The following is a 17479-nucleotide window of genomic DNA, read 5'->3' as shown; positions in this document are numbered from 1 at the left end:
AAAAGGTGACTTAAACAGCACAGGAGGGTAATATGGATATCATTGCAAGGCGGGGAGATTCTTTTTGGTATTACAGCCAGTTGTTTAACACCAGACTGCAGCTGATTATTGATTCAAACAGGGGTATCAATCCACTAAGCCTCCAGGTAGGGCAGCGTGTGCGGGTTCCGGGCTTTGTGGCTGTGGATTATCAGGTAAAACCCGGGGATACACTGTGGGAAATTGCCAAAAAGCGCAGCCTTCCTATTGACGCCCTTCAGCTTGCCAATCAGGGACTGCACTCTGCTACCCTTCTAGCCGGCCAGAATCTTAAAATTCCTCAGCGAATTACATGGCGGCTTGTTGAAGGGAAAAAGCGATATGACCACAGTACAATGATGTATGATTTAGGACGGTTGGAACGGGTGTATCCATTCTTAGGTGTGTTAACTGCAGGCACTTCGGTCTTGGGGAAACCCATTCCTGAGGTGCTTGTCGGCAATGGCCCCAAACGCGTCCATATGAACGCTTCTTTCCATGGAAATGAGTGGATTACAACATCTGTGGGAATGACGTTCCTGAATGACTATTTATTATCTTTGACCAACAAAACTCCGCTTCGTGGAATGCAAATGGATCGAATCTATGGGGAAACCTCACTATCATTCGTCCCGATGGTGAACCCGGATGGGGTAAACCTTGTCTTGAACGGTCTGCCTCCGGATGAGCCATATAGAGGAAATGTACTTAAAATGAACAGGGGGAGCAGTGATTTCTCTGGCTGGAAGGCCAACATCAGGGGTGTTGATTTGAATGATCAGTTCCCTGCGCTATGGGAACGGGAAAAAGAACGGATTAAGGTTGATCCCGGGCCGAGAGATTACGGAGGAGAAAAGCCACTGTCCGAGCCGGAAGCGATTGCAATGGCTAACCTGACAAGACAGCGTAATTTTTCGAGGGTCCTTGCTTTTCATACACAGGGGAAAGTCATTTATTGGGGTTTTGAAAATTTGGAGCCGCCAGAATCAGAAACAATTGTCCGGGAATTTGGCAGGGTAAGCGGCTATCAGCCAGTAAAAACGGTAGATAGCTATGCGGGTTATAAGGATTGGTTTATTCAGGACTGGAGGCGGCCTGGATTTACAGTGGAAATGGGCCGTGGGGTCAACCCGCTTCCTTTGTCGCAGTTCGACGAGATATACCGCGATTCTTTGGGGATTTTTCTTGCAGCCTTATATATGTAAAAAAACAAGCCAGTCCGGGATTTCCCAGGCTGGCTTGTTCTGTTGTATCCTATATGACGCTTAACGGGCGCTTCCGCTTTTCTACTTCCACTTTAGCCATTCGTTTACTTCTAGGATTTCGAGGAATTTCTTAAGCCGGGGCAAGGCTGGTTCGGCTTCTTCTCCGAAATGTTCCTGAAGACTGGCAATGATTTCTTCCACGTTTTTTTGTTCTGCGATTCTTTCCACTACAAAAGCTCCGAATTTATCAAGCTTAATTGTACGAATGGACGGCTGTTTTAAGAAACGGATTGAAAATTTTTCAGCCCAGTTTTTTCTTTCAACCAAAAGACAGTTTTCGCCTAAACGGACATGGTCTGGCAAAAGAGGAACCAGCGTTAGCAGGTTCCTCTCCTTACCTTTGCGTTTACTTAGCATGCAGCTTTTTTCCTCTTACGGAAATATACCAAAGTGTTCCGGCCAGAGCCAGGAAGATTAGGAATGGTATAAGGTTGCTTGGTGAAATGGCAGTGTCACGGATATTCACGCCAAAGTAAATCATGATGGCAATGATTACACCGACGAGCGATTCCCCAGCAATCAAACCAGACGCATACAATGTTCCGCGGTCAGCGCGCTCTTTTCGTTCTTCTGCAGATTTAGCGCTTCGGTCAACAAAGTAGCGGACAAAACCGCCGATCATAATCGGTGAACTAACATGGACAGGAAGATAAATTCCCACTGCTACAACAAGTGTATTTAATCCGAAAAATTCAAGAGTAGCCGCAATAGCTGCGCCAATGAAAATCAAGTTCCATGGAAGGTCGCCGCCAAGGACTCCTTCGGCAAGGATTTTCATAAGGGCAGCTTTTGGTGCAGGAAGATCAGCTGAACCCATAGTGTACGCGTTATCCATTAATATGAGGATGAAGCCGATCACAAGGCCGGAAGCGACAACGCCAATCATCATCGCAACCTGCTGTTTCCATGGTGTTCCGCCGACAATATAACCTGTTTTCAAATCTTGGGAAACGTCTCCAGCAACCGCAAGAGCTGTACAGATGATGGCAGCAACTGTCAAAGCGGCTACCATACCTTCCATTCCAGTAAACCCGGTTGCTTTATATACGAGTGTTACAATCAGCAATGTGGCAATGGTCATACCGGAAACAGGGGAAGACGAACTTCCAACAATTCCGACAATTCGTGATGCGACGGAAACGAACAGGAATCCGAATATTGCAATGGCAATGGCTCCGATAAGACCTACATCAGTAATCGGTGCAAAAGCGATAATTAGAATAGTAACAAGCGTTCCAATAACAACATATTTTGTTGGCATATCCATTTCTGTACGGATTGGAGCAGGTTTCATTTGGCCTTTGTTTGCTCTTACACCGCGCAGCGTGGCAGCTGCCGAATTGAACAATGTAGGAAGTGTTTTAACAAGGGTAATCAAACCGCCAACCGCAACTGCTCCGGCACCAATGTAACGGATATAGTTGTCCCAAATGCCCCAGGCATCAAGTTCCCCGATTGGAACATCTGCCGGGAATATCGGTGTGCCGTTAGCCGCTCCGAAGAAGGAGATTGTAGGAACGAGCACAATCCATGCCAACAAGCCACCGCCCAGCATTTCACCAGCAACGCGTGGTCCGATGATATACCCGACACCGAGCAAGGCAGGCAATGTATCAAGTCCGACAACAGCATTCTTAAAGTTGGCAATGCCTGTTTCTACTTCAGTTTTAAAGAGTTTGAAACCATCGCCGAGTGTTTTGACAAGCGCTCCAACGAGGAGGCCGATTCCGATCAGCTTCGCGTTTGATCCGCCTTCTTCACCGGATTTCAATACCTCTGCGCAAGCGGTTCCTTCCGGATAAGGAAGAGTTTCATGCTCGCGGACAATCAGTAAATGGCGCAGTGGTACCATCATGAATACTCCGAGGAATCCCCCAGTTAATACGATAAAAATTATAAGTCCTTGTGAAACTGGTACATCCCATAGAAAAAGGGCTGGGATGGTAAATACTGCTCCGGCTCCAACTGCTTCACCGGCAGTAGTCATTGTTTGGACGATATTGTTTTCCAGGATTGAGTTTCTCCTGAAAAGCCCGCGAAGAATAGCCATCGAAATAACTGCTGCGGGAATGGATGCGGATACGGTCAAGCCGATGCGCAAACCGAGATAGGCATTTGCTGCTCCGAAAACGATCGCCAATATGATCCCTAGAATAATGGCGGTAATCGTCATTTCAGGAAGGGATTTGGATGATGGCACGTACGGAACAAATTTGGTTTGTTTGGAATTGTCTGACACTTTTTCGCCGCCTGCTTTCATTCATTTTTAAAATCACAAATAGCATTATAGCATTTTTTGTCGAACTGTCGATAGAGTAATTCACCGATTGTTTGTAAAAGAAAGTAATTTTTAAATTGGTAAAAAAGAAGCCCGGAAATTCTGCGGAATTTCCGGGCTTCCTGTTCATCTTATTTTTCAAATATAGCGTTGGACATCAGGCGGAAAAGATAATCGGTATGGTCCCGGAAGCCTGCTTCAATGCCAATCATGGTGACGTTCTTGTCCTTTTCTTTCACGATGACTGCTTTGCCGCGGGCGCTGTCCCTTGTATTTTCAGAGTAAAGGTCGTTCCAGTGCCCGGCAACAAAGAAATCTGGCTTAGTGGAGAAAGTTGCTTCCACTTTGTCATTTTCAGTATTTGTATACCACACGGGCTGGAAAACAAAACCCAGGTCGTTTTTACCGTAGCCCGCAGTCACCGTATCGCCGTCATAGTCAACATTGACGATGCCGTTGCTGTTTGGATCTGCAGTGATGACCGTATCATCTGTAAGACCAAGGCTTGCTGTTGCAATAGAAGCACCCGCACCAACCGCAACATACTTCCCGCCTTTATCCAGGAAGGCGCCAAGATTGGCTTTAAAATCCTGCAGCTGTCCGGCATTCTTAAAGCCAAACTGTTTGTTCGGACCGTACATATCTTCGGCCAACGCAATGATTTCCTCAGTGCCGCTGTAGACAAACACATCGTAGCCGGCAAGGCCTTTTGCTGCAACGTCCATCGCGGTGACTTCAGCCACATCAAAGCCTAGCCGCTTCAAAGAAAGCTTGGTACCTGCATGAGACTGTGTCTTCCAGATTCCCTGATCCTTCAGGATGGCAACCTTAAGGCTCTTGAGCGGGGCAGCATCAGCAGGGACTGCCGCAGTTTTGATTTGTAGGCCTGATTTCTTCACTGCTTCAGAAACCTGGTTCGCTTGGGCGAGGGCATAGAAATTTCCTTTGCTGTCGCGTTTTACAGCTGTACCTTGCTTCAAGAGAGTATTCACAAGACTAACAGCTTTAACAGAACTATTCGGAATGAGGAATGGTCCTTTCCCTGAAAGGGTTCCTTGTCCGGTAAGGTTATTAACTTTTGCGGCAGTGACATTGACGGATTCATGAACAGCATCTGCTGTAAAGCCCCACAATTCTGGAAGGCTCCATGCGGAAATGTCATACATGACCGGCGTGTCATCTGAAATATCCTCGCCATCCCACAGCATCGTATTGGCAAGCCCGGCTTTAGCCTGATCCATCTTAACGATATAGGTGCCTTTCGCGTAAGTTTTGCCTCCGGCAGTGAATGCTTTGGCAGCCTGGACGACATCAATATCATTATTAAGCAAATGGCTGACGGCTTTCCGGGTCACGGTCGGATCTTTTTCATCAACCGGAAGGATATAGGCTTTAGGGAAGTGGCCTTCACGGTGGAACGGATGGTCAAAGTTGATTCCGCGCTTGAATATTTCAATTTGGTCCGTAATCATAGCCTGTTTATTTTCTGTGGCATGCTTGAGTGCGCCCATGACAGAGTTATACATCCAGCGGACACCATCAAGGTCATTTGTAGGTGCCTCAAGAGTATGGCCGTATGCTCCGTGGTACAGGGCATACATCGGCGTGAAAATCGGCGGATAATCATCCCATCCGGCTGAGTCATCACGCTGCGGGATATAGACGCCATCCATCTTGTCACGGTAAAGGCTTCCACTGTAGTTGGCTTTATCAGCCATAATTTCTTTTTCCATCGCTTCAGCGCCGCTCATCGACCACTTTTCAAAAAGGTCATATTCATAGTTTGGATTGTGCGGCGGGGTGCAAGGTTCGATGAGTCCCTGTTTATTAGGTGCATAATTGCTTACATAGCCGTGAGTGTCGAGGAATACCATCGGGTTCCACTCTTTAATCAAAGCCACTGTTTCCTTTGTTTCAGGCTGTGATTGGGTTATGAAATCACGGTTAAGGTCGATGCCTTCACCATTAAAACGGTAAGCGCCGATTCTGCCGTCCGGATTTTGGACAACATTGAAGATAAGGATATTGTTAGCCAGGATTTTTTTAGTGGTTGAATCCGATTTGGTTGCGAATCTCTCAATCAATTGAAGAACTGCATCGGTTCCCACAAACTCTGTTCCATGGATCGAGCCGTTAATCATGACCGGCACTTTAAAATCAGGGTTTTGAGCAATCCAGTCCTGTGCTTTTTGCGGATTTTTGAACATTTGTTTCCTTAATGCCTGAATCTTCCCGAACTTCCCATGAGAGGCAGGATCAGCAATTGTGACGACATAAAGAGGGTTACCGTTGGCGGACGTCCCTTTTACTTCAATTTTCATACGGTTCGACTGCTTGTTGATGGATTCCAGCTTCTTATAGACTTGCGAGAATTTCACAAAGTCGTAGTTTTCTTTGTTGAAAGGGCTTTCATTTTGTTCTTCGTAAGCATTCACATTTGTCCATTTTACCGGGCCTGCAAGTGCCGGTACAGAGGGGATTGCAGCCAATAGGCTAATTGCAAGTAGGCCTGACATCGTTTTTTTGCCTTTCATCCTTTTTCCTCCATTCATTTTTACTAAATGTGTAAAGAATCACAATCATCCGCCAATTCTCATCGTAATCCTAAATTCAAGAAAATTCCACTTACAATTGTCCTATTTTTTTAAAAAATCTATGAAACTATGTTAGTAACAAATAATAAAGGGTAGTTAACTGTTACCTTTGCAAAGGATGCAAAAAAGAATCGTAGCCATAATCCTTGTATTCATAGAGATCAGCCGATAATTCATACAACACCATATGCACGATAAGGGAGAGGGAAAGAATAAGAGAAGCTCAAATCAGCCAGCCACAAACAAAAGTAATTGGTGGTTTGAATAAGAAGAGAAGCACTGCCGTAACACACGGACTAAAACGTAGGCTAGGGGCAAGGCATTTATCGATGATCGCGATTGGGGGAAGTATCGGTACAGGCTTGTTCGTTGCAAGCGGAGCGTCCATTTACCAGGCAGGGCCGGGCGGTGCGCTTCTGGCTTACGGTATCGTCGGCTTCATGGTCTACCTTGTTAATGACAAGTCTTGGTGAAATGGGGACATACATGCCGGTGACAGGATCCTTCAGTACTTATGCGACAAAGTTTGTCGATCCCGCATTTGGCTTTGAGATTGGCTGGATCTACTGGTTTAGCTGGGCTGTGACGCTCGCACTTGAAATCTCTGCCGGTGCGATTTTAATGAAGTACTGGCTTCCAGATTCTCCATCCTTCCTCTGGAGCGGCCTATTCTTGGCTATTATTTTCAGTCTTAACTTTTTATCCGTAAAACAATATTGGGAAGCGGAATACTGGTTTTCAATGGTCAAGGTTATTACCATTATTGCATTCATCATTATGGGACTATTAATGATTTTCGGGATTATGTCCGGAGGTGCCACTGAATTTGAAAATTTCACTAAAGGCAGTGCGCCATTTAACGGAGGGATCTTCGCAGTCATAGGAATATTCATGGTTGCCGGATTTTCATTCCAGGGGACTGAAATTGTCGGGATTGTTGTAAAATGACAATAAAGTTATTTAATTTTAAAAGCTCAAACAAGCATAACCCCGTTCAAAATTTAGGCCGGGGTTAAAAATATAGTTGTTAAATTTTTGATGTAAGATACTTCACTACACTAAAAAATATAACAATAAAGTCGTTTAAAAATCTAAGTTTTATTCAACAATAGCGCCCGATTGTGAAATTGGCAAAGGCAGTCTAATTATCGAATAGCCCTCTTCCTCTCAGATTTGCGGAAACAGGCTCCTTTCCTATTTCACGTGCCCATATAGATAACTGGCCGATATGGTGGATTTCATGGACAATGACATGACGTATGATCTCTCCGTGTGTACATTCAATGACCCGGCGCCTGATTGGTGCGTCTCTAGAGCTAATCGGTTCTTCATTGAAATCAGTTTCTGAAAGTTTCCGAGAATCCATTTCATTTGTCCAAGATGTCACAAATGGCTTCACTTTCTCGTGGTATTGAGCTGAAAGCTTTTTCACTTTTTGTAAGCTAGCATAATCCTCAAACAATGGCTCCTCAGGCACTGGTTCACCTCGCAAACCTAAGATCCACATATATTCCACATCTACAATGTGAAATAGGGTATGTAGGATACTGCCGAACCCACCGACCCGTTTCTTTAATAGTTCTTCATCCGATATGTCTTCGCACAATGTAAACCAATCATCACGAACTTGCCAGTTATATTGAAACAGTTTCAACATCACAACAACCTCCATCTTTTATAGATTAACATTTAATATTAACCAAAAGACTTCAAAATCCCTATTTAAATAATAACTCTAAAAAAACCTATTAAAATCCTCCACAAACTGGCCCTAAAATGAAAAATGAGCGCCAATCCTTGTTCCAGGATAGCGCCCAATTGTTGAAAATTGTCCCGGAACACCAACACTGAAAGGATATTCAAGATAAGCACTCGAAGTAAATTATTGCCTAAAATCCCTTTTTGGGGGGGACTGTTTGTTTTTAATCCGATGCTGAAACGACAGAGTCGCTATAAATACAGTTACTCCCCACAAGAACAATCCTCCGTACGTTACCACATACACCCAAATGGCTAATCCTTCGTTGTATCCTTTTGGAAGCACTCCTAAAAATTGAAGAGCTGTCAAGAAGCTAATTAGAACTGTCAACACCCCAACTGACCATCCTGATATGATTAATAACCATTTTGGTAGTTTCTCCCCCCAGGAAGTCACGAGAGCTAAAGCAAATAAAGATGCCAGTATCGCCAAGATAGCTGTGATGTCTATTCCGATGGTATATAACGTATATAGAAAAGCAGGTCCTTCCTTTAATGTATCACCAAACCCTGATACATCTTGTACAGCTTGTTTTGTTGTAAGTCCTACCGTTGATCCCCATGCCCAAAGCGATTTTAAAATCGCATACGGCAACAGTGCAAGAGCTGCAACATAGCCCCATCCTTTAGTCAAATAAGTTTTATCAGCTATTTCTGACCTCATATGTTTCTCATGTTTTAAGCTCAAAAGACATTCTCCCTTCTCGTTTAAGAAATGAAGCATATTAGTTTTAAAAATTACCTAAAAGTACAAAGTTTCAAAAATCTTCAAATAAGTTCTGCCCTTTATATTCTTATTCAATATTAGAGCCTTTTTATTCTTTATATCCTTTAAGTGAATTACATAATAGGCACGTACTGGTTGGGCTATATATTTGTACCTTATTCGACAACGATGACTTTTTCTGGAATAAATTACAATTTCAAGATTGTTCATATAAATTCCTTCCTTATTCAAGAATATGGCACGATTGTTGAATAGAATGACTCGCACTTTTTTAAACAACTTTATTTTTTAAACGACTTTATTGTAAAATAAACAACTTTTTTGTCACTTAACAATTGTAGCTGGAGAAAGTAAAAATCCGAAAGAGAATGTACCGAAGGCCATAAAGCAAGTATTTTGGAGAATCCTCTTATTCTACATGTTCTCGCTATTTATCATTTCCATGAACATTCCATTTACAGATTCAAGACTTTTGAGTAGTGATATCGAAAAAGTGGCGATGAGTCCATTTACATTGGTGTTCGAGCGTGCCGGAATTGCCTTTGCTGCTTGTGTAATGAACGCTGTCATTCTTACATCCGTACTTTCTGCAGGGAACTCTGGATTATATGCTTCAACAAGGATGCTGTGGGTAATGGCGAAGGAAGGGCAGGCACCGGGCTTTTTATTATGGCATTCGGAATATTTCCAGAAAGGTCATCATTGCTTAGCTAAATTCAGCTGAGTAATGATGGCTTTTTTGTATCATGGCGGTTTGCGGGAGACCTATGGTGGCATTTTGATGTGTCGCTTTATTGGTGGTGAAAGTAGACTTCAAGTACACTAACGCGTGCTCTCTGTCAGGGTTCAAACAAAAAACGGGAAAGAAGAAAATAGAATAGGAATTCAGGAAAGTGAATCCTTTGAACAGGAAAGTAAATTTGCCGATCATAAAAATATAGTTGAGACAGCAAAACAGATGAATTTACAAAGGTCACTTTAGCAAAAAAAGGCAGGGTTGGAGAAACACCTCCAACCTTGCCTTTTTTATTTTACAACACGAATATAAATGTATATGTCCGGTCCGATCTTTTGCGGCTCAGTAACCAGCTCGTAGCCATTTTTCTCGGCTTCTTCCGGAATACTTCGGCATGATTGGGGCCCCGCGATGACTTGCAGAACTTCCCCAGCTTTCATGTTTTTTAGCGCATCCAGCGCATAAATGACAGGGTACGGTCAAGGCTCGCCCCGTGTATCCAAAGTGTAGTTAATATTTCCAATCACTTGTGACAATCGTTATGCCTCCTTTGTACTTTCAGTGAGATGTGTTGTTTCTTTTACTGTGCCCTCATTGCCGTAGCGGAAGCGCTTTTCCCACCAGCCAGAGAGTAGGAACAATCCAACTAGCATGGCCATCGTTCCCAGCAGTGCGCCTGCCGGTCCCCATTGTTCAATTAAATTCACTTTCGGCCAGCCTTTAGTGAGGGCGTTAAAGATGCCTAAGTGGTCCCAGCCATATGCAAGCATGGTGGCACCAACGATATTTCCTGCACCAACGATCCAAAATAAAACCTGACCTTCCATTGCACGGTACATCATTCCGGTTTCGCAGCCGCCGGCAAGGACGATTCCAAATCCGAACAATAGACCTCCAATGACAGTACTTGGCGCAGCCATTTTGATAATCGTGACAGCACCGTTCTGAATAAATACAAATGTAACGAGAACACTGATCATCATTCCTGTTGCGATTGCTTTAGCCATGACCGCCCGTCCGCTAACCCATAAATCACGGAACGCAGAAGTGAAACAAATTTGTCCTCTTTCAATCAGGATTCCAAATAAAGCTCCGGCAATACATGCAACGGCTAAAAGCGGTTTTCCAACCGTGAAGAAGTAAATGACAATCCCTGTATAGATACATGCGATAATGGCACCTAAAACAGGCTGCATATTTGATTTTTGGCCTTGCGCAGTAACGGCTGGATGGAGAGCTCCTTTGCGCAAGTTTGGCTTTCCGCGCCACCATTTGGTATTTATAACTTTAACACCCAAATAGGTTCCAATCGCTGTTGTAAGCATAAAAATCCAAGCATGGAAGGAAAACTGAGGTACACCAGTGAAAAATGCAGCTAAGTTACAGCCAAGGGCAAGCCGTGCTCCGAATCCGGCAATCACTCCGCCGATAAATCCTTGAACCAGGCGGCGTTTTTGTTTCGGTAAACGGAATTTGAAGCTGTTGCTGAGCAATACCGTAGTCAATGCTCCAAGCAGCATGCCAATAACAATCCAGCCGTCTGTCCGTTCGATTGTCGTGCCTTGCATGCCAACCAGTTGAAAATAGGCCCATTGTGAAACATCTACGCCGAACCATTGCAAAATATGTCCGCCGATCCTTGTAAATTCTCCAGTAACAGCCCACAAAGTTCCTGTAATGCCAAAATATAAGGCACTAACTAAACCTGCAATGCTGACCGCGATGTAGGGATTCCAATATTCCTTGAATAATTTTTGGTACAGATTCACGTTTCTTTCGCAACTCCCTATAAAATAGTATGTTATCAAGCCAACAATACATTATTGCATAGGGTTCTTCACACCATCAATAGCTTTTCTCGATGGCACTGATTGATATTATGACTAGTTGAAACTTAAAGGGGCTTCAAGTGAGAAATAAAACGGGGACAGTATAACCTTAGGAAAAATTAATTGCAGTCGAAAAAATGAAAAACTGAGGCAGGCAAATGAATTTTCAGGCTCACGATTATAAAAAGCAAACCGCATTGGCACTATTCCAATGCGGTTTGCTTCTATATTATGTTAGCCGATTCTGTCTGGCCATATTCCACATTCTTGCTTTACGTTTATGCTCAAGCTTTGTGACAGGCTTTGCTTTTACAAGCTGCTTGAACATGACAGGTGTTTGTTTAGCAGCAGTTACAGTTGTGTTGATGGCTCTTTTCTTTTGACTGATGTCGGTGATCAGCTGTTGCTGGTTTTGAGTCAACTTGTCTGTTTCTGTTTTAATCGTATCAGCTTTTACCTGCATTCTTGTAGATAGTTCATTCAAAACCTTTAAGGAAGGCTTTGACTTTTTAAAAATTTTAAAGGCAGTGTATCCCAAGTACCCGAGAGAACCAATTATCAGGGCGATGCTTAAATAAACAATAATCATTGTAATGTTCTCCTCCTTTTTCCTGGTTGTATCTTTCTTTTACCCATCAACGGAGAAAATATTACGGAAAAAATCGAGGAGGTTGCTGCCAACTGTCCAGTTTTTCGCCACTATCCTTGAAATCTGTCCAGCGTAACGACAAGGAATAGGGATACGTCTAACGAAAGTGCCCACATAAGAGCTGGCATGGAACTTGCTTACATGAAAAACAGAAAGAACATTGGGGAGGTTTATCATGGATATGCAAAATTGTGTGGCACTGGTGACGGGAGGAGCTTCCGGCCTAGGAGAAGCAACTGTTAGAAAAATTATCGGCAATGGGGGAAGAGTGGCCATCCTTGATCTGGGGACTGAAAGGGGACACAAGCTTGCAGAGGAGCTTGGCGAAAACGCACTTTTCATTCAAACGGATGTAACGAACGAGGAAATGACCGCGGCCGCCATCGCACAAGCAGCAGCTTCATTTGGAAGTGTGAACAGTGTTATTAACTGCGCGGGCATCGCAATTGCCTCGAAGGTGACAGGAAGAAAAGGCCCTCATAATCTGGCTGATTTCTCAAAAGTGATTTCCGTTAATTTAATTGGCACATTTAATGTCATCAGGCTCGCAACCTGTGTGATGCAGAACAATGAGCCAAATGAAAAAGGTGAAAGAGGCGTCATCATCAATACAGCATCGGTCGCGGCATTTGACGGGCAAATAGGTCAGGCTGCCTACAGTGCGTCAAAAGGGGGGATTGTCGGCATGACCCTTCCAATTGCCCGCGAACTCGCAGCTTTTGGAATCAGGGTGATGACAATTGCGCCAGGACTGTTCCACACACCACTTTTCGATTCGCTGCCGGAAGAAGCAAGGGATAGCCTTGGGAAAATGGTACCATTCCCGCAGCGCCTCGGATATCCTGAAGAATACGCACAGCTTGTGGAAGGCATCATTGAAAACTCGATGCTCAATGGTGAAACCATCCGCTTAGATGGCGCAATCAGAATGCAGCCAAAGTAATAGCAGAGAGTATTAATATTTCAAAATAAAAGAGGAGGGCCTTCTCTTTTATTTTGGCTGAAACATCAATTCATGAGGTGAAAGCTTTTTCTTTGAAAAAATCAAGCATGTATCCAAGCAATCGAAAGTTTTGTCCATATAGTATTGAGACAAACCAACGATCTGGTTTATGTTCCTAATTTAACTGTAAATACTGTGACTGACATTGACCCTAATACGAATACTGTCGTAGCAACCGTACCTGGGTTTACTACTCCGGTTGGGCTGGGGCAAATTGGTGTAGGAAATAAAAGATGCGCAGGGAAACATTATGTTTCCCTGCGCATTTTTCGGCAACTTCAAACTCATCAGCTTGTGATTCCGTAGATTGCCCCTGAGATAAAAGGAACAAGCCAGATGGCCCAGACGATGATGCTGAATTTATGGAAGCTTGCTTTCATCCGGTCGTCGTTTTTCAAAAGGACAACGGTTGCCCAAATGGCGTGGCCTAGCATCAGAAGAATGGCAAGCATTCCTGTAATCGCATGGAAGTTTAGTCCGAAGCCTTGTCCTGCAACTTTCCCCATTGCTGTTGTGCCTAGGGTATCAAACAATAGCCCAATCCAGAAAATGGAGACATGCCATTTTTTTAATGTTTGCTGCCTTTTTTCACCGAATACCCCGATTGTATAAAAAATTAATGCAAGATTAATGGATACTATGGCTAGTAATAACATTTTATTTTCCTCTTTTCGTGATCTTTTTTTTATTCCTCTACATAATAACCCGGGAATATGAATGGAAAATGAACAGTCAGTTACATCCCGTAAGAATAAATTTCAGAAAATACTAAAAACTTCTCTCTTTATCCAGTACAATAAAAAGTAATGTTGTCTTGATTCAAAGGGGGCGTGTATATGATCGAGTTTAAGGATATAGTGACACCGGTTGATTGCACGATTACCAAAGATACGACACTTGGGGAAGCGATCTCAGTCATCAAAAGGAAGAAGTGGAGCCTCCTGCCTGTCACAGATGGCGAAGGGAGGCTTGCTGGGGTTTTTACAAGGAGCAGGCTTTTTCAGATGGTGCTGGATCAGAATCCGCTTGAAACAGCAATTCGCATGTATATCAAAGCGGAGACAGAGACAATCAGGATTGATACTCCATATGAGGAAATTGCCCGGATTGTACAGACTAGCCGTGTTGGAACAGGGGTCGTCCTTGATGAAAGTGACAGAGTCATAGGCCTTTTGACGAAAACAGATATGGTTATGGCGCTTCTTGCGGAAGCAAGTTCACTCAAGGACCAGCTGGAAGCCATCCTGAAGGAGTCCAATATTGGGGTACTCATGGCAGATGAACATGGAACTGTCACTTTTGTCAATGACCGCTTGTGCAGGATGGCCGGAATGAAGCGGGAAGGTTTGATGAATAGGCAGTGTGGCTCTCTCTTTCCTGGGCTGTCAAAGCAGGAGGCTGATGTAGCGCAGATAGATTTTGGAATAACAAAAGCCATCGTCCGTACGGGCACTTTCAAAACAACACAAGACCGGGATGCTCGCATTGTCATTTTTCACGATAATTCCCAGGTTGAAAAAATGGCGGAAGAGCTTGAGTCTGTCAATACCTTGAAAAAATCGATTGAAACTGCGCTTGAGCATGCCTATGACGGACTGCTCATGACTAATAGGGACGGGACCATATTGATGGTGAGCCCTCCACTTCTTGAACTGTTCGGTTTGAGTAGGACTGATGTTCTTGGTGAAAATGCTGACCGAGTATTTCCTCAGCTGAAACTCTCATCTGTTTTCAAAACTGAAACTGCAGAAATTAGTGATTTTAAAGAAGTGAATGGAATCAAATATATTGTCCAGCGCATTCCTGTCCTGAAGGATGGGGAAATCATCGGTGCAATTGGCAAAGTGATGTTCCGCCAGCTCAATGAAGTGAATGAACTCTTTAAAAAGTGGAAGCAGGCTGAAAGGAAAGCAAGCTTCTATCACCAGGAGCTCCAAAAAACCGAATCGGCTAGATTTACATGGGGCGATATTTTCACTAGGGATACGGCCATGGAAAAGCTGAAAAAAAGTGCAGCCAAGGCAGCCAAAGGCCGGTCGACCATTCTTGTCCGCGGCGAAAGCGGTACGGGTAAGGAACTGTTTGCACAGGCAATCCATAACAGCAGCGCCCGGAGCAGCGGCAAGTTTGTCGTCGTCAATTGTGCGGCCATCCCTGAAGATCTTCTTGAGTCCGAGTTTTTCGGATATGAAGAAGGAGCTTTTACGGGGGCAAAGCAGCGTGGGAAAATTGGAAAATTTGACCTCGCCAACGGCGGAACGCTTTTTCTGGACGAGATTGGCGATATGTCCCTTCCGCTTCAGGCGAAGCTTCTGCGCGTCCTCCAGGAGCGGGAGTTTTACCGTGTTGGCGGAATGAAAAAAGTCCAGGTAGATGTCAGGATCATAGCGGCGACAAACCGCGACCTTGAAGCAATGGTAAAGGCCGGGCTTTTTCGGGAGGATCTATACTATAGATTGAACGTCATTTCCCTGAATATCCCGCCGTTGCGGGAGAGAATCCAGGACACAGATTATTTGATTGGGAAGCTGATGGAAGAATTAAACCGCGTCCTCGGAACGAGCATCACTTCTGTTGATCCGTTTGCCCGGAAAATGCTTCTTTCCTATAGTTGGCCAGGCAATGTAAGAGAGCTCCGGAATGTGATGGAGCGGGCGATGACGTTTGCTGAGCATGGAAACATACAGACGGAGGATCTGCCTGACTATTTGCTTGACGAGACATTAGCAGACAGGCCGGGAGAGATAGAGAATGTCAGCATGGCTGAGGAAGCGGAACTGGCTGCAATCAGGAAGGCACTCTCACAGGCAGAAGGGAATAAAGTGAAAGCGGCAAAGCTTCTTGGCATCAGCCGGTCGGGGCTTTACGAAAAAATCAAGAAATATAAGCTGCCGGTATAATAACCTCCTGAATGACAAAACTGTCCGACCATATAGAAGTAAGCTGATTCGTGAGTGTCCGGAATATGGACACTTTTTTTATTTTATGAAGAAGAATATAGCAGATAGTAGTTGTTTGAATATTGGCATAATATTTGCATCTTAGCAGTTTGGATTGATTTTTATATAAGGAGGATTGTGATGGATATCGGATCGTATGTTGCTCAGAATGCAAGAAAGTATCCTGGGAAGCTTGCTATAGAGTGTGAAGGAAGGCGGTATACGTACAGGGAGCTGAATGCGGAAGTGAACAGGCTTGCGCATGGTTTTTTGGCGATGGGAGTGGAAAAAGGGGAAAAAGTAGCCTTGATGATGAAAAACTCCAATTTCTTCGTGTTTTCTTTTTTTGCCGTCGCCAAAATAGGTGCTGTCGCAGTCCCAGTCAATTTCCGCCTGACATCCCCGGAGGTTCAATATATTTTACAACAGTCTGATTCTGCTTTGGTTATATGTGATGTGGAATTTGAAGAAACTGTTTGGCACGCGCAGCATGGCAGCGGAGTAAGGCAGGTCATTGTTGTAGGGAAGCCAAATGTGGAGGAATCACTTTCATATAGCTGTGTCTTATCTAAAAATTCGTCAGAGCCGGAAGTGATGGTAAACGAGCACGATGATCTTGAGATTCTCTATACGTCCGGCACGACTGGAAAGCCGAAAGGAGCTCTTTTTGACCATGCCAGGATCCTTAAGGTGGGGATTGCGATGGCAATTGAAATGGGGATGGGGCATGGAGAGCGTTTTCTGCATATTGCGCCGCTGTTTCATTCTGCACAGCTTAACCTCTTTTTGGTTCCAGGGATGGTCTTTGGGTCATCCCATGTAATTCATCGTGACTTTCATCCATCCAAGACGCTTGAAGCAATCCAGGAACATAGCGTTACTCACTTTTTCGGCGTTCCGGCAATGTACAACTTCATTCTTGAGGCGTCTGACAAAGGTGAACATGACCTTTCTTCTATAAAAAGGTGCTGCTATGGCGCTGCTCCAATGGCTCCAGAACTCGTCAGGAAGAGCATGGAAATGTTCGGTACGGAAAACTTTTTTAACCTTTGCGGCTTGACGGAAGGCGGTCCGGGTGGTGTCATTCTTGATCCCGAAGGACACAGACAGCATCCGGGTAAAGGCGGACGGGCAGTGTTCATGACTGAAGCCAGAGTCGTGAATCCGGAAGGGAAAAACGTACTTCCTGGGGAGGTTGGCGAGTTTATCATTCGCGGGGAAACCGTCATGAAAGGATACTATAAAAAGCCTGAAGAGACTGCAAGGACAATGAGAGGCGGCTGGCTTCATACAGGAGATTTAGCGACAGTCAGTGATGAGGGCATGATTACCCTTGTCGACAGATTGAAAGACATGATTATTTCAGGCGGGGAAAATGTTTATTCAATTGAAGTCGAAGAAGTTCTCTACGAACATCCGGCTGTACTCGAAGCGGCAATTATCGGGCTTCCTGACGAAGTTTGGGGAGAGGCTGTATGTGCAGTAGTTGTACCGAGGGCAGGAGCCTTTGCGGACGAAAATGAATTACGGGCATTTTGCCGGGAAAAGCTTGCAGGCTATAAGGTTCCGAGGAAAGTTTTTATCGAAAAGGAACTGCCGCGAAATGCTTCAGGGAAGATTTTGAAATATCAGCTCCGCCAAAAGCTTCACGTAGCAGAGAGATGATTTTGCTACAAAAGAGGG

General features: G+C 44.4%; 13 protein-coding genes and 2 pseudogenes. 6 read left to right on the top strand and 9 right to left on the bottom strand.

The genetic code is table 11. From position 1 onward, the window contains the following. Positions 1 to 32 precede the first annotated feature (32 nt). The gene (locus D1970_RS12905) at positions 33 to 1223 is read left to right on the top strand and encodes a M14 family metallopeptidase (protein WP_119113286.1); all 1191 of its coding nucleotides are present in this window, start codon (positions 33 to 35) and stop codon (positions 1221 to 1223) included. Between the two features lie 81 nt (positions 1224 to 1304). On the opposite strand, the gene D1970_RS12900 is transcribed toward D1970_RS12905, so the two are convergent. The 3 genes from D1970_RS12900 to D1970_RS12890 form a co-directional block, all read right to left on the bottom strand. Further along, positions 1305 to 1640: a PqqD family protein gene (locus tag D1970_RS12900; RefSeq protein WP_119113285.1), complete on the bottom strand. Its 336-nt coding sequence runs from the start codon at positions 1638 to 1640 to the stop codon at positions 1305 to 1307. Continuing rightward, complete coding sequence (locus D1970_RS12895) at positions 1630 to 3522, bottom strand: OPT family oligopeptide transporter (RefSeq protein ID WP_259339667.1); 1893 nt, start codon at positions 3520 to 3522, stop codon at positions 1630 to 1632. The genes D1970_RS12900 and D1970_RS12895 overlap by 11 nt, the downstream gene beginning before the upstream one ends. 170 nt (positions 3523 to 3692) lie before the next feature. Continuing rightward, complete coding sequence (locus tag D1970_RS12890; RefSeq protein WP_119113283.1) at positions 3693 to 6095, bottom strand: M14 family zinc carboxypeptidase; 2403 nt, start codon at positions 6093 to 6095, stop codon at positions 3693 to 3695. Between the two features lie 389 nt (positions 6096 to 6484). Here D1970_RS12890 and D1970_RS12885 point away from each other — a divergent pair. Then, positions 6485 to 7091, top strand: a pseudogene (locus tag D1970_RS12885) (amino acid permease); the annotation flags it as partial. Positions 7092 to 7296: 205 nt separating this feature from the next. Here D1970_RS12885 and D1970_RS12880 read toward each other — a convergent pair. Further along, positions 7297 to 7812 (bottom strand): DinB family protein, encoded by a 516-nt coding sequence (locus tag D1970_RS12880; RefSeq protein ID WP_119113282.1) that lies wholly within the window; start codon positions 7810 to 7812, stop codon positions 7297 to 7299. Between the two features lie 225 nt (positions 7813 to 8037). Beyond that, the gene (locus D1970_RS12875; protein ID WP_119113281.1) at positions 8038 to 8601 is read right to left on the bottom strand and encodes a hypothetical protein; all 564 of its coding nucleotides are present in this window, start codon (positions 8599 to 8601) and stop codon (positions 8038 to 8040) included. A gap of 373 nt (positions 8602 to 8974) precedes the next feature. On the opposite strand from D1970_RS12875, the pseudogene D1970_RS12865 reads away from it, so the two are divergent. Further along, positions 8975 to 9307 (top strand): annotated as a pseudogene (locus D1970_RS12865) (amino acid permease); the annotation flags it as partial. 359 nt (positions 9308 to 9666) lie between these two features. On the opposite strand, the gene D1970_RS22420 reads toward D1970_RS12865, so the two are convergent. The 3 genes from D1970_RS22420 to D1970_RS12850 form a co-directional block, all read right to left on the bottom strand. Beyond that, entirely contained in the window at positions 9667 to 9843 is a 177-nt protein-coding gene (locus D1970_RS22420) for a sulfurtransferase TusA family protein (RefSeq protein WP_209796900.1), read from the bottom strand. Positions 9844 to 9915: 72 nt separating this feature from the next. Then, positions 9916 to 11145, bottom strand: coding sequence for a selenium metabolism membrane protein YedE/FdhT (yedE, locus tag D1970_RS12855; RefSeq protein ID WP_119113278.1), 1230 nt, complete (start codon positions 11143 to 11145; stop codon positions 9916 to 9918). Positions 11146 to 11434: 289 nt separating this feature from the next. Then, positions 11435 to 11794: a DUF948 domain-containing protein gene (locus D1970_RS12850; RefSeq protein ID WP_119113277.1), complete on the bottom strand. Its 360-nt coding sequence runs from the start codon at positions 11792 to 11794 to the stop codon at positions 11435 to 11437. 235 nt (positions 11795 to 12029) lie between these two features. On the opposite strand from D1970_RS12850, the gene D1970_RS12845 reads away from it, so the two are divergent. After that, complete coding sequence (locus D1970_RS12845) at positions 12030 to 12797, top strand: 3-hydroxyacyl-CoA dehydrogenase (RefSeq protein WP_119113276.1); 768 nt, start codon at positions 12030 to 12032, stop codon at positions 12795 to 12797. Between the two features lie 347 nt (positions 12798 to 13144). Here the strand turns inward: D1970_RS12845 and D1970_RS12840 are convergent, their stop codons facing one another. Next, a complete protein-coding gene (locus tag D1970_RS12840) occupies positions 13145 to 13513 on the bottom strand; it encodes an HsmA family protein (RefSeq protein WP_119113275.1) in 369 nt (122 codons plus the stop codon). Positions 13514 to 13693: 180 nt separating this feature from the next. On the opposite strand from D1970_RS12840, the gene D1970_RS12835 reads away from it, so the two are divergent. Next, a complete protein-coding gene (locus D1970_RS12835) occupies positions 13694 to 15757 on the top strand; it encodes a sigma-54-dependent Fis family transcriptional regulator (RefSeq protein WP_119113274.1) in 2064 nt (687 codons plus the stop codon). Between the two features lie 180 nt (positions 15758 to 15937). Beyond that, positions 15938 to 17461, top strand: coding sequence for an acyl-CoA synthetase (locus D1970_RS12830; RefSeq protein ID WP_119113273.1), 1524 nt, complete (start codon positions 15938 to 15940; stop codon positions 17459 to 17461). Positions 17462 to 17479: the final 18 nt, after the last annotated feature.

Origin of the sequence: Mesobacillus zeae (assembly GCF_003570705.1) — a bacterium.
GTDB classification, from domain to species: domain Bacteria; phylum Bacillota; class Bacilli; order Bacillales; family Cytobacillaceae; genus Mesobacillus_C; species Mesobacillus_C zeae.
The sequence above is the reverse complement of the archived record's forward strand: the minus strand, read 5'-3'. Positions and strand labels throughout refer to the sequence as shown.

Bases quoted from the DNA above. Each gene is read 5' to 3' on its own strand.
- D1970_RS12845 (WP_119113276.1), top strand. From the start codon at position 12,030: ATGGATATGCAAAATTGTGTGGCACTGGTGACGGGAGGAGCTTCCGGC.
- D1970_RS12880 (WP_119113282.1), bottom strand. From the start codon at position 7,812: ATGTTGAAACTGTTTCAATATAACTGGCAAGTTCGTGATGATTGGTTT.
- D1970_RS12840 (WP_119113275.1), bottom strand. From the start codon at position 13,513: ATGTTATTACTAGCCATAGTATCCATTAATCTTGCATTAATTTTTTAT.
- D1970_RS12905 (WP_119113286.1), top strand. From the start codon at position 33: ATGGATATCATTGCAAGGCGGGGAGATTCTTTTTGGTATTACAGCCAG.
- D1970_RS12835 (WP_119113274.1), top strand. From the start codon at position 13,694: ATGATCGAGTTTAAGGATATAGTGACACCGGTTGATTGCACGATTACC.
- D1970_RS12850 (WP_119113277.1), bottom strand. From the start codon at position 11,794: ATGATTATTGTTTATTTAAGCATCGCCCTGATAATTGGTTCTCTCGGG.
- D1970_RS12830 (WP_119113273.1), top strand. From the start codon at position 15,938: ATGGATATCGGATCGTATGTTGCTCAGAATGCAAGAAAGTATCCTGGG.
- D1970_RS12900 (WP_119113285.1), bottom strand. From the start codon at position 1,640: ATGCTAAGTAAACGCAAAGGTAAGGAGAGGAACCTGCTAACGCTGGTT.
- D1970_RS12890 (WP_119113283.1), bottom strand. From the start codon at position 6,095: ATGAAAGGCAAAAAAACGATGTCAGGCCTACTTGCAATTAGCCTATTG.